This window comes from Acinetobacter puyangensis, from assembly GCF_900096995.1.
GTDB lineage: Bacteria > Pseudomonadota > Gammaproteobacteria > Pseudomonadales > Moraxellaceae > Acinetobacter > Acinetobacter puyangensis.
The window spans coordinates 580,180-593,019 of the sequence record NZ_OANT01000001.1; the positions used below are offsets into that span (position 1 = coordinate 580,180).

The following is a 12,840-nucleotide window of genomic DNA, read 5'->3' on the forward strand; positions in this document are numbered from 1 at the left end:
CATCTTAATGTTACGTTGCACTACTTATAAGCGTTGTCTGGTCATTTCAAACAGGCAAATTGATCCAGCAACTGCGACATTTAACGATTCTTGTCCGCCTGGTTGCGGAATGGTAACAGCAGTTGCCTGTTGTAATAAAGTTTCTTCAACGCCTTGACCTTCATTGCCCAGAATCCAGACACAGGGTGATGTCAAATCGAGATTATAGATACTTACCGGGCGATGTGAACTGGTGGCATAAATGGGGATTTTAAACTCAGTAAGAATATGTTCATATTCAATTGATTCGAACAAGGCCAAGGAGAAGTGTGCTCCCATTGCAGCACGTAATACTCGGGGCGACCACAAACTTGCGGTTCCTGCTATGGTTAAGACCTGTTTTACTCCAGACGCTGCCGCAGAGCGAAGTAAGGTGCCAACATTACCGGGATCCTGAATCTTGTCCAAAATCAATGTGTCCTGTGTGCCGAACCAACGTTGTTCAATCTGTGGCAAATCAATAATTGCCAGCAGTGGTGTGGTCTGAACCAGAGGACTAACACTTTTGTATAATTGTTCGGTAATGATAAACACAGGGCAGGTAGAGAGTGCCAGTGCATCCTGATTGTCCGGATGTTCAAAACCTTGTTCTGTGGTGAACATACAACCTGGTTGTTGGCCTGTATGAAGATAGCTTTCAAGGATATGAGAGCCTTCCAGTACAGTTTGCTGCTGTTTTTTACGCAAGCTGGCTTGTTCAATTAATCCACGTAAGTGTTTCAGTTTTGGATTGTCTTTCGATTGGATAAATTGTGGCATATATTGGCTCAAGTAATGTCGGGCTAAATTTAGCCCGAATCAATAAAAATTAAATTTGATGATAACTTACAACACGTTCAACTTCTTCTTTGGAACCTAAAATAACAGGAATACGTTGATGTAAATTATTTGGCTGTACATCCATGATGTCCTGACGACCGGTTGAAGATTTACCGCCTGCCTGTTCGACCAGAAAACTCATTGGATTGGCCTCGTACATCAAACGTAAACGTCCGGCTTTTTTAGGCTCTTTTAAATCATAAGGGTAAAGGAAAACGCCGCCGCGAGTCAGGATACGATGCACATCACCGACCATACAGGCCACCCAGCGCATATTGAAATCCTTGCCACGCACACCAGTTTTTCCGGCTTGTAATTCCGAGATATATTGCTGTACAGGTTGTTCCCAGTGACGCTGATTCGAAGCGTTAATGGCAAACTCCTGAGTTTGTTGTGGAATTTGAACATTTTCTTTGGTCAATACAAATTCTTTACGATCAGGATCAAAGGTAAACATGTTAACCCCCTGGCCTGTTGTGAGGACCAACATGGTAGATGGGCCATACAGCACATATCCCGCAGCCACTTGTTTGCGGCCATTTTGGAAAAAATCTTCGGTGCTAACGGGATTGGCATCTGTTGTCAAAATGGAGAAAATGGTGCCGACACACATATTGATGTCGATATTACTTGAGCCATCTAATGGATCAAACAAGACTAAATATTGGCCCGAAGCATTTGCGGGTGTTAAGTCATCCAGTTCCTCTGAAGCCAAGGCTGCTACCGCAGGATCTTTTTGCAGAGCGTTTACCAACATATCATTAGAAATAACATCCAATTTTTTTTGTGTTTCACCTTGTACATTTTCATGTTCTGCACTGCCCAGAATACCGGCAAGCTCACCTTTTTGTAGGGCTGCATCAATTGCCTGACAGGTAGCAGCAATGGTTGTTATGACTTGGGGTAGGTTTTCGGTCAAATGTGTGGATTGTTGTTCGAGGAATTGTGAAAGGGAAACATTTGACATTAAAAAACTCCGAAAATTCTAAAGGGTATAGTATTGCACAAAGTGGCTAGAAACCTAATACAGCACAGCATATTTGTCGCATTTATTGACAACTTTTCGACACAATTTAAATGATGAAATATGTATGAATCGTTTGCACTTTTGTCTAAACATGTTAATTTGAAGATACGTGATAAATTCAGGGAGAATGCTATGACGACCGTAAAATTTGATCAAGTTCCCACTGATGCCGAAAGCACCACAGTAACGGATATTCAACAGGACTCGGTGAAGCAGGCATGGCAAGGCTATGAGTCAAAACCTGAGTATAAGAAGTTTAATAAACACGATATGATCGAATCGATGTTACCCCATGCCTCTGATCAAGACGAAAATCTTGTGGTCCAAAATGAAAAGTAGCTGTATTCAGCTACTTTTTCAATCTGTGTTTTATGTTGGTAAAGGTTTGTAAAGCATTCTGTACGATTGAATGTTAAACAAGCACACTTTTACAGATTAGCGATTGTTAGGTACAGAAAGTAGGGGTGGAACAGCTTCATAGTTGATCACAACACGACGGTTTTCACGCCAAGCTGCTTCATCATGACCATCATTGACGGGTTGTTCCTTACCATAACTTACCGTTTCAAGTTGCGTGTCGCGGACACCATTTGATACCAGAAATGCTGCAACAGATTTTGCACGGCGTTCGCCAAGTGCCATATTGTATTCACGTGTACCACGCTCATCCGTATGACCAATCAGGGCAACTTTAGAGTTGGCATTTGCATTCAGATATTGTGCATGTGCTTGTAGTGTTTGATAGTCATTTTGTGAAAGGTCGCTACTGTCATAATCAAAATGAACCACTCGTTTTGCCAAAAATGGACGATTGGCATCAGTCACCCCAAGAGAGGAGCCACCACGTTGATCAATATTTGCATAAGGATCAAGTGTAGAGGTGGTTACCCCTGTGCCACTGGTGGTTCCAGTTGGAACAGTACTTGTGGTATCTGTCGTCGCGGGTTTACGGTTTGCACAACCTGTCATTGCCAGACTACCAACGATGAAAGGTAAAAGTAATAATTTATAATTCATTTGCATAGCTTTCTCCTTGCGGATGTGGGTTAATTTATTCATGCCTTGTATCGTTTGAAAACCTTACGAGATATCTCTCTTATGTCGCAAACATAAACGAAGTGTCAGTAGACCCTATTTAGGTGCCCAAGACGGTTCACGAACTTCGCCTTGTTCACTTGGTAGATTCATACGGAAACGACCATCGGTGGACATAATCGATAATAAACCGCGATTACCTTCACGTGTTGCATAGACCACCATTTGTCCATTGGGTGAAAAACTTGGTGATTCATCCAGTGAAGTCGGTGTCAATATATTAAATACCCCTGAATTAAGATCCATTAAGGCAATTTTATAATTGCTACCGCTTGGACGATGAACTAATGCAATTTTACTGCCATTTGCACTAATGGTTCCCCGTGCGTTAAAACCGCCTTTAAAGGTGACGCGTTTGACCGAACCATCAGTAAAGGTATAGCGATAAATTTGTGCCGAACCGCCACGGTCAGAGGTAAAAATAAATGATTTACCATCCGGTGCATAACGGGCTTCGGTGTCGATTGCAGAATCTCGGGTCAAACGTGAAACTTGTTTGCTAACCAGATTCATTTGGTAGATTTCCGGGTTGCCATCCATAGAGGCAGTAAACAACATGTTTTGTCCATCCGGAGAAAAACTTGGTGCCCCATTTAAACCTTTAAAACTGGTGAGAAGTTGTCGTTGTCCGGTGGATAAATCCTGTAAATAAATTGCAGGACGCTTGGTTTCAAAAGAAACATAAGCGATTTTTTTACCATCTGGTGTCCATGTCGGTGACAGGATCGGATCGGGTGAGGACAAAATGCTACGTGGTTGTTCGCCATCGGTATCGGCAATCTGTAAGGTATAACGCTGATCTGGTGTGGCAGGATTACGCAGTACATATGCGATACGACCACTAAAGTCGCCGGGAATACCGGTTAAGGCTTGATAAATGGTGTCACTGATCAAATGTGCGGCCTGACGCAAGCGACCACTCGGTACAGTCAGCATTTCGTTCAACAACCATTGCTGTTTGTCGGTATCAAAAAGCTGATATTGAACCTGATAGGTGGTGGCATCAAGTTGCTTGACCTGACCCATCACCACATAGGGAATGCCGGCATTTTTCCAGATGCCAACATTCATTTGATTTGGTGCAGTCGGCTGATCAGGTAAATTATTTGAGGTACTGGTAAAACGTCCTGAACGGTTTAAATCACTCGATACAATTGGAAAAATGGTTTGATCGTTGGCAAAGGGGACAACGGCAATTTGAGGTGCTTGGTCAGGTGCTTTGGCAATTTCCAGATGAAGTTGCGCAAAGCTGCTGTTTATGCAGACAGGGCTACATGCGATAAGGACAGCTAAACCTAAATGTTTCAATTTTAAAGCAGTCATTTTGGCGATTCTAAAAATAGTTTAAGAAATATCCATGTGTTTTAACAAAGCTTTTGCATAAATTCTATGTCAACTATGTAAAAACTTTATTACATCTAAATCTGAGTACACGCTTTGTTATCATGGCAGAAATCAAATTTAAAACAATACTGAAATTTAATAAAAATATAGTCTGTATGTATTTAGAGACAATTGATGGCTGATAAATACGTTGCATAGTGGTCTAAGCCATTCAATAGACCAGTTTATTTTGCAGTAAATGTTGAGGTAAATGTGCGCGCTTGACGTCGTGCTTCGGCCTCTTGAGGCAGTGGATAGGGTGCTGCGGAGCGAATGGCTGCTTCAACTGAAGCTTTGACATTTGCATCACTGGAGGTGACGATAACAGAGGCAACAGAACCATTCTCTGTCAAAGTGACTCTGGCAGTTGCTTTGGTTCCTGTTGTACCCGCAGGCACATCCCAAGCACGATAAATTTTATTTTCAAAATCTTTTTTCGCACTTGATGCAATTTTTTTCGCTTCGGCACTTTTATTGGCCGCAGCTTCTTTGGCTTCACGTTCAGCTTTCGCAGCGGCATCTGCTTTAGCCTTCGCATCCGCTTCTTGTTTGGCTTTAGCTGCGGCATCTGCTTTAGTTTTGGCGGCAGCATCTGCTTTAGCTTTTGCAGCGGCATCTGCTTTAGCCTTTGCAGCGGAGTCTTGTTTGGCTTTTGCAGCAGCGTCTTGTTTGGCTTTGGCGGCAGCATCTGCTTTAGCCTTTGCAGCGGCATCTTGTTTAGCTTTTGCAGCAGCGTCTGCTTTAGCCTTTGCAGCGGCATCTTGTTTAGCTTTTGCAGCAGCATCTGCTTTAGCCTTCGCATCCGCTTCTTGTTTGGCTTTAGCGGCGGCATCTGCTTTAGCTTTTGCAGCAGCATCTTGTTTGGCTTTGGCGGCAGCATCTGCTTTGGCTTTCGCTGAGGCGTCTTGTTTAGCTTTGGCAGCGGCATCTGCTTTAGCTTTTGCAGCAGCGTCTGCTTTAGCTTTTGCAGCAGCGTCTTGTTTGGCTTTAGTGGCAGCATCTTGTTTGGCTTTGGCAGCGGCATCTGCTTTAGCTTTAGCGGCGGCATCTGCTTTAGCTTTGGCAGCAGCATCTTGTTTAGCTTTGGCAGCGGCATCTGCTTTAGCCTTTGCAGCGGCGTCTTGTTTGGCTTTGGCGGCAGTATCTTGTTTAGTTTTCGCAGCGGCATCAGCTTTAGCCTTTGCAGCGGCATCAGCTTTTGCATCTGCTTGTTGTTGTGCCAAGCGTTGTTGCTCTAGTTTTTGGGCAGCTGCTTGTTGTTTGATGGCTTGATCATCTGGCTGAACAGGTGCTGTGTTTTCTGCAACAGGATTAATTTCATCTGGTGTTTGAGCAATTTCGGGTGCTTCGGTAACAGTACTTTGTTTTTCTGTGGGTGCCTCGGTTTGCTCTTGAAGCGGTGTGTTTTGTTGTAAGGCTTTAAGTTGTTCCGGTGTGATCAGTACAGTTTTAAGGGGTTCGGGTTTAGGTAAAGGCGCATCAGCAAAAAAAGCCAGACCAACCAGTACCACTGCATGAATACCAAGGGTAAATGCAATCGCAAGCGGTTTTTGTTGGAACTTCGGTTGTTGATGGCGCATAAATGATGTACTTATTTTAAAGGTTGTGTCACTAGGCCAACTTGTTTTAAGCCAGCTTGTTGCAAGTTTGACATGAGTTGCATAACTTGACCATAGGATATAGCTTGATCACCTTGAATCATGACTTTAATCTCAGGATTCTGTGCAAAGGCGTCCACAAGTTTTTCCTGAATTTCATCTAGTGATAGGTTGGTGGCCGTATTTTCTTGATCTTGTAAGGAAAATTGTCCTTCCTTGTCAATCGAAACCACATAGATTGCAGCACTGGCATCGCTGCCTTGATCCTGACTGTGGACTTTGGGTAAATCGACATTGACGCTACTGGTAATCATCGGTGCAGTAACCATAAAAATCACCAGCAATACCAGCATGACATCAATATACGGAACGACATTCATATCACTTTTCAGCGGTTTCTTGATGCGGGTAAAACTGCTATTGCGACGTGCCATAATGAGTCTTCCCGTTAGTCTTCAAGATCAGGTGCTAAAGCTTGGCGTTGCAGACGTGCGGTCATTTCCTCGGCAAACAGGGCACGTTCTTCATACAAGGTTTCACTTTTTGCAGTGAAATGATTGAAAGCAAGAACCGCAGGAATCGCAGCAAATAAACCAATGGCTGTGGCAATCAATGCTTCGGCAATACCGGGCGCAACCGTGGCAAGGGTGACTTGCTCGGCGGTTGATAGACCGATAAATGCCGTCATGATGCCCCAGACTGTACCGAATAAACCGACATAGGGTGCAACAGAACCAATACTTGCCAGTGTGCTTAGTCCAGCTTCAAGACCTGACTGTTCACGGGACAAGCTTACACGCAATATACGCTCTGTCCCTTCAAGACTTTGTTGCAGATTGGCATGTCGTTTTTTTAATTTTGCAAATTCACTATAGCCGTCATGGAAGATATTTTCCAGACCGTCACGGTTATGTTTGGTTTGCGCATTTTTAAATAATGTAGGCAGCTCTGCGCCAGACCAGAAAATTTTATCAAATTGCTGATCTTTTTTACTGGCCTGTTTAAAACCAATACTCAGCTTGGCAATTAAATACCAGCTCAAGATGGAGGCTAATAGTAAAAGTAACATCACAAGCTGTACCACGACACCAGCATGTAAGATGAGATCAATGACGTTTAAAGACTGTTCGGTTGTTGCTGTTGGCATAGTGAAATTGACCGCATTGTTTTAGTTTTCTTGGATGGCTTCAAGAATCATCGCTCTTAGTTTTTCTGGTAATTTTTTCGGTCGCATATCGGTGGACAGGCATGCAATCGTAACTTCACCAGAAGCCAGCAGTATTTCACCACGATATATTTCCTGTATCAAGGAAAAAGATGCAGATTTGCAAGAAACTACACGCGCTGTAACAGTAACTAAATCATCCATTAAAATTGGTCTATGGTATTTTACCGAAATTTCGTGTACCACAAAATTATAGTCAGTCTGATGCCAATAATGTTCAAAGCCTGATGCCCGAAGCCATTCGGTACGGGTGCGTTCCATATATTTAATGTGATTGGCATGATAGACGATCCCCCCTGCATCGGTATCTTCAATATAAACACGGATAGGGAATGTAAATTGATTTGCCATGATTTTGTCCATTCTTACTCAAGTTATAGCCATGAGGTCTTAAGATGATGATCGCTAAATAAGCACAACGAAATAAAGCATAAATATATGCTTCAAAACAGGAGATATATGACATCGCAGTTTAGCATATTGCATGCTGTCTCAAATGGCACAAGTGTTCAAAGCGTGATGTATGTTGTCAGCAAAGAAGATAGCGTATCAAGTCCAAGAAGATCTGCTTTTTTTAATTTAGAATGTCACATATATAGATGTAATTTTAGAGAAATTTTTATATACAGGTTTGATGAATAAAATGATGAATCACAATACCAATGTTCAATTTAAAAAACTGTTGAATGCAAAAGGGGAGGAAACAGATCTGGAGATTATTGAAATTCAGAATGCATTTTGTCATGCACAGATTTGTTTACAAGGTGGACAAGTTTTACAGTATAAGACCCATAAAAATGTGGATTCAGCACTGTTATGGCTATCTGAACAAAATAGTTTTGTGCCCGGTAAAGCGATTCGAGGTGGTATTCCGCTGTGCTTCCCCTGGTTTGGGCAGCATGCAGAATATGCAGATTACCCAGCACATGGATTCGCTCGTAATCTGAACTGGAAACTGGTTTCCCTGACTTTTGATGAAGCACTGGGTCATCAGATTATTCTGGAACTTACGGCAAATGAACAGACCAGACGATATTGGGATTATGCATTTCAGCTACAGATGTGTTTAACCTGTGGAGAAGAATTGACCTTAGTTATGCAGCTAAGTAATCTTGATCAGCAGGCTTTTTCGTTTAATTTTGCATGGCATAGCTATTTTGCCATTGCAGATATTCATGCGATTGTTATCGATGGTTTAAGCCAGACGCCTTTTATTGATCAGTTGCGTGATGATCCAGCATTGTTACAGGAACACGCAAGTACAACTATTCAGCAGGAAACCGATCGTATTTATCCCAAAGCTGGTGGTCATTATCAGATTTCTGATCAGAACAGGGTGATTTCAATTGATAGTCCAAGTTGCCCAAGCGTGGTGTTATGGAATCCATGGATTGAAAAAACACAACGACTAGGCGATGTCGCCGAGGACGCTTGGCAAAAATTTGTGTGTCTGGAATGTGGGCAGATTGGTGAAACCGTTCAACTTGCGGTAGGGCAAACGATTCAGTTTCAGCAAATATTGTCCACATCTAAACGATAGATAGATAAGTTGATTGATGTATATGTATATGCCGCCGAGTTTTTTTAGCAAACGTGAATTCGGGATAAGATGAGTAGAAGAAATTGATTTTGTAGCAGCGTCCGCTGCTTGTTCGAGGTCAGCAAATTATCTGTAAGATAATGTTTTTCAATTAATTTGTTTTTTAGTGGTATTTGACCGAGTTTGCAGCGGGCAAATGGTTTTGCCTACTTTTCCCGAAAGAAAAGTAGGTCGAACCGAAGGTTAAACCAAATATATGAGCCTATAATGTAAGACTCCGTCGTAATTCTTTCATTGAAATTAATTTTATCTATACAAAACAAGTACTTTTATCCCTAACTGACGTTAAGCAAACAATATATTTGCGCGATAATTATCGTTCAGGCGGTTCCATACCAAATTGCAGATAGGCCATATTAGTAGCAATACGCCCTCGCGCGGTACGCATCACATATCCTTGCTGAATTAGGTAAGGTTCGATCACATCTTCTAGCGTTCCACTGTCTTCTGCCATAGCCGCTGCCAAAGATTCTACGCCTGCTGGCCCCCCATCAAAGCGTTCCAATAACATGGATAAATAGCGACGATCAAGTGTGTCCAAACCATCTTTATCGACATTGAGCATGTTTAAGGCGAGCTGTGCCATATCCTGTGTCACTTCACCTGTGCCTTTTACCTGTGCATAATCACGTACCCGACGTAATAAGCGATTGGTGATACGTGGTGTACCACGAGAACGTTGGGCAATTTCCATGGCACCATTTTCGGTAATTGGCACATCCATGAGACGGGCAGAACGACCAACAATACTGGTTAAATCTTCAACTGAATAAAATTCCAGCCGTTGCACAATACCAAAACGATCACGTAAAGGTGAGGTCAGTAAGCCGGCACGGGTGGTTGCTGCAACCAAGGTAAACGGTGGTAAATCCAGTTTGATGGAACGGGCTGCCGGACCTTCACCGATCATGATATCCAGTTGATAATCTTCCATCGCAGGATAGAGAATTTCTTCAATCACTGGCGAAAGACGATGAATTTCATCGATAAATAACACATCGCCTTCTTCAAGGTTGGTCAGCATGGCTGCCAGATCGCCAGCACGTTCCAGTACGGGACCAGAGGTTGATTTTAGGTTACTGCCCATTTCCCGAGCAATAATATTGGCAAGTGTGGTTTTACCCAAACCCGGTGGGCCAAAAATCAGGGTATGATCTAGGGCTTCACCACGACCACGCGCTGCACCAATAAAAATTTCCATTTGTTCACGCACGACAGGTTGCCCAACATAATCGGCAAGTGAAGTGGGGCGAATGGCACGATCAAATTGGTCTTCGGGTTTTTCTGTGCCACTAATCAGTCGATCTTGCATGGTGATTTATCGTATCCTGTTTATTTCATCATCGATTTTAATGCAGCACGAATTAATTCTGCACTGTCCTGACTGTTTTTAAGATCGCTATTTTTCACAGCAGCCACTGCTTTTTGTGCTTCAATCGGTTTATAGCCCAAAGACACCAATGCTGCTTCAGCCTCAGCCACAGGAGTGTCGGGTAAAAACTGTAAACGCTCCAGATCAGGTGACGTTGTTGCGCTGGACGTTTTACTCAGTGCTTTAAAACGATCTCTTAATTCGATGATCAAGCGTTCGGCAGTTTTCTTGCCAATTCCAGGAACTTTGATCAGCGTATTGACATCCTCGTGTTCAATGGTGTGGATCAGCATTTCTACACTTAGACTGGATAAAATACCTAAGGCCATTCTGGCACCAATACCATTGACTTTGAGCAGGGTGCGGAAAATGATTTTATCCTGCGGTTCTAAAAAACCATAGAGTTGCTGGGCATCTTCACGTACCACAAAATGCGTCCATAACGTGGCACTTTGGCCTTTTTTAAGTTGGCAAAAGGTTGAAAGTGGCGTATCCACTTCATAGCCAACCCCACCTACATTTAAAATTACAGTAGGGGCTTCTAAATAAATAACTTCGCCTGTCAGTGAACCGATCATAATATTTTTACTTTAAGATGAATGGAGATTTCAATTTCTCATAGGATTGAGCGTAGAGCTGTGGTTTGCAAATATAGATTATTCTGGGAATATTGTCACTTGAGGCCAGCGTTCCTGATAACGTTTGGATAAAATTCGTTGGCGATAAGTGGCAATATCGACACGTTTTGGATTTCGTCGAACATACATTGCAAATAGATCATCGAGACCATAAGGTGCAATAATTTGAATGTGTTTTTTGGGCGTCAATGTAATACCTACCGAGGTTGCATATTCTGGCCATGTTGCAATTGCTGATTCTAGCGAGGTCAAAGCAGGTACAGTATAACCAAAATACTGTTTATACCAACAATGGACATAGGCTTGATTGGTCACTTCCCAAGGAAAATCCGGCGATTTTTGCGATAATATAGTTTGATGTTTATTTTCCATACCAATATTTTCATCTGGATCGAAATAAGCCAAATCAATATCGTGTAAATACGATGTATGTGAATAACCATGCAAATGATCCCAGACCAAATTACGCACTGCGCCTGCCCCAATACACCATGATGAAAAATTCATGTCTTGTGCAGCTGATAATGCTTGCATAAACCAACCAGAATGATGAACGATCGTGGTTAATTGCTGTTCAAGCGTTTTATGGGTTTGAGGCATATAGAATCATAGGTCCTTGGCAAATTTTGATGTTGACTAAAATATCATCAGTTATAACAAACCAATTTTGTTGCCCTGTAATTCCTGTGAAATCGCATAGGCTTGATGGTCGGAAAACTTACTGATCATATCCAGAACCTGCAACACGTTTTGATAATAGTCGTCAGATAGGGTAATGCCCAAACTGGTTAAGATCACCATCAAGCGCTGCTCCTTAAAACTTACCCGACGGTTCGGATCGGTAAGTGGAATAAAGGCATTGAGTAAATGCTGCAAACTGGCATGTGCCAACAGCTCTAAATCTGCCTTACTGCGATGATTGAAGATTTTCTCTCGTGCCAGATTTTTGGCGCGGTGAATACCTTGTGAAATATCGGCACTGCAATAATGTAATAGTCCATGCGGCAAGTTGCCGGATAGCAGTTCATCATGATGATGAGCAAAGGCACTGGTTACTTCATCGACCAGCCGTTTCATGGCACGTCCCCGCAACGCGGCAATTTTTTGTTGCCATGAGGTGTTTTGTGCAAGTTCTTCTGGCAAGCCATAGTCGGCAATCAGGTCGATAAAAATCGGCTCAACTTCTTCATAGGACAGCATATTCAGCACAATGCCATCTTCAAGATCGATTAAGGCATAACAGATGTCATCGGCTGCTTCGAGTAGATAAGTCAACGGATGGCGACAATAATGATAGTCTCCCAGTTGAATTAGGCCCAGTTGATCGGCAATCAGTTGCAATAAGGCTTTTTCACTACGGTAACATCCAAATTTTGGCCTCAGATAATTAGGCTGATGTTGGGTATCATCAATAATTTGACTTAACCATGGATATTTTAGGTAGGCGCCCAAGGTTGCATAGGTTAAACGCATGCCACCATCATTGGGATGGTAATCCAGACGGGTTAATACCCGTAAACCCTGTGCATTGCCTTCAAACTGACGTAAATCGGCCCATTGTTCTTCGCTAAACAAGTAGGGTTTGGCATGATAGGTCTGATCGAACCAGTCGCGAATGGCATATTCACCGGCATGACCAAAAGGTGGATTACCAATATCATGCGCCAGACAGGCGGCTTGAATAATCGCCCCGACATCGGCAGGGCTAATCCATGCTGGTAAGTATTTTTCTATTTTTTCTGCTGCCAGCATGCCCAGTGAGCGACCAATACAGGAAACTTCAAGTGAATGTGTCAACCGAGTATGGATCCCGTCATGCTGGGTTAAAGGGTGGACCTGCGTTTTACGATTGAGTTGCCTGAAACTTTGTGAAAAAATAATTCGGTCATAGTCTTTGTGAAAGGGGCTACGTGCTTGTTCTCTGGAGCTTTTTTTACTTCCCAAACGAGATGCTGCCAGTAAATTGACCCAATCCATTTGATTCGGCATATATTCTATACTCTATTTATTTCTTTATAGAAAGAGATCATGCCATGGATTTTAT

14 protein-coding genes are annotated in these 12,840 nt (G+C 42.7%); 2 read left to right on the forward strand and 12 right to left on the reverse strand.

All coding sequences use genetic code 11. The annotated features are described in order from the left end of the window. Window positions 1-24: 24 nt before the first annotated feature. Both CRO21_RS02715 and CRO21_RS02720 read right to left on the reverse strand, forming a co-directional pair. Entirely contained in the window at window positions 25-798 is a 774-nt protein-coding gene (locus tag CRO21_RS02715; RefSeq protein WP_097077791.1) for a TrmH family RNA methyltransferase, read from the reverse strand. 49 nt (window positions 799-847) lie between these two features. Beyond that, complete coding sequence (locus CRO21_RS02720) at window positions 848-1,825, reverse strand: class 1 fructose-bisphosphatase (protein ID WP_097077792.1); 978 nt, start codon at window positions 1,823-1,825, stop codon at window positions 848-850. Window positions 1,826-2,017: 192 nt separating this feature from the next. Between CRO21_RS02720 and CRO21_RS02725 the strand changes: the two genes are divergently transcribed. After that, window positions 2,018-2,224, forward strand: coding sequence for an NF038105 family protein (locus CRO21_RS02725; RefSeq protein ID WP_097078116.1), 207 nt, complete (start codon window positions 2,018-2,020; stop codon window positions 2,222-2,224). Between the two features lie 96 nt (window positions 2,225-2,320). Here the strand turns inward: CRO21_RS02725 and pal are convergent, their stop codons facing one another. The 6 genes from pal to ybgC form a co-directional block, all read right to left on the reverse strand. Further along, window positions 2,321-2,902 (reverse strand): peptidoglycan-associated lipoprotein Pal, encoded by a 582-nt coding sequence (gene pal, locus CRO21_RS02730; RefSeq protein WP_097078117.1) that lies wholly within the window; start codon window positions 2,900-2,902, stop codon window positions 2,321-2,323. Between the two features lie 114 nt (window positions 2,903-3,016). Next, the gene (tolB, locus tag CRO21_RS02735) at window positions 3,017-4,303 is read right to left on the reverse strand and encodes a Tol-Pal system beta propeller repeat protein TolB (RefSeq protein WP_097077793.1); all 1,287 of its coding nucleotides are present in this window, start codon (window positions 4,301-4,303) and stop codon (window positions 3,017-3,019) included. A gap of 245 nt (window positions 4,304-4,548) precedes the next feature. Beyond that, window positions 4,549-5,943, reverse strand: coding sequence for a cell envelope integrity protein TolA (tolA, locus tag CRO21_RS02740; RefSeq protein WP_097077794.1), 1,395 nt, complete (start codon window positions 5,941-5,943; stop codon window positions 4,549-4,551). Between the two features lie 11 nt (window positions 5,944-5,954). Next, window positions 5,955-6,395 (reverse strand): protein TolR, encoded by a 441-nt coding sequence (tolR, locus tag CRO21_RS02745; protein WP_378234909.1) that lies wholly within the window; start codon window positions 6,393-6,395, stop codon window positions 5,955-5,957. Window positions 6,396-6,409: 14 nt separating this feature from the next. Next, window positions 6,410-7,108 carry a protein TolQ gene (gene tolQ / locus CRO21_RS02750; protein ID WP_097077796.1) on the reverse strand — a complete coding sequence of 233 codons (699 nt, stop codon included), beginning with the start codon at window positions 7,106-7,108 and terminating at the stop codon, window positions 6,410-6,412. 21 nt (window positions 7,109-7,129) lie between these two features. Further along, the gene (ybgC, locus tag CRO21_RS02755; RefSeq protein ID WP_087619865.1) at window positions 7,130-7,537 is read right to left on the reverse strand and encodes a tol-pal system-associated acyl-CoA thioesterase; all 408 of its coding nucleotides are present in this window, start codon (window positions 7,535-7,537) and stop codon (window positions 7,130-7,132) included. Between the two features lie 295 nt (window positions 7,538-7,832). Between ybgC and CRO21_RS02760 the strand changes: the two genes are divergently transcribed. Then, on the forward strand, window positions 7,833-8,726 hold the full coding sequence (locus CRO21_RS02760) for a D-hexose-6-phosphate mutarotase (RefSeq protein WP_097077797.1): 894 nt from the start codon (window positions 7,833-7,835) through the stop codon (window positions 8,724-8,726). 373 nt (window positions 8,727-9,099) lie between these two features. Here the strand turns inward: CRO21_RS02760 and ruvB are convergent, their stop codons facing one another. From ruvB to CRO21_RS02780, 4 genes are all read right to left on the reverse strand, one after another. Beyond that, window positions 9,100-10,098 carry a Holliday junction branch migration DNA helicase RuvB gene (gene ruvB / locus CRO21_RS02765; RefSeq protein ID WP_097077798.1) on the reverse strand — a complete coding sequence of 333 codons (999 nt, stop codon included), beginning with the start codon at window positions 10,096-10,098 and terminating at the stop codon, window positions 9,100-9,102. A 20-nt stretch (window positions 10,099-10,118) separates the two neighbouring features. Then, on the reverse strand, window positions 10,119-10,736 hold the full coding sequence (gene ruvA, locus CRO21_RS02770; protein WP_097077799.1) for a Holliday junction branch migration protein RuvA: 618 nt from the start codon (window positions 10,734-10,736) through the stop codon (window positions 10,119-10,121). 78 nt (window positions 10,737-10,814) lie between these two features. Further along, entirely contained in the window at window positions 10,815-11,396 is a 582-nt protein-coding gene (locus tag CRO21_RS02775) for a nucleotidyltransferase family protein (RefSeq protein WP_171293967.1), read from the reverse strand. Window positions 11,397-11,447: 51 nt separating this feature from the next. Continuing rightward, on the reverse strand, window positions 11,448-12,785 hold the full coding sequence (locus tag CRO21_RS02780) for a deoxyguanosinetriphosphate triphosphohydrolase (protein WP_228150342.1): 1,338 nt from the start codon (window positions 12,783-12,785) through the stop codon (window positions 11,448-11,450). Window positions 12,786-12,840: the final 55 nt, after the last annotated feature.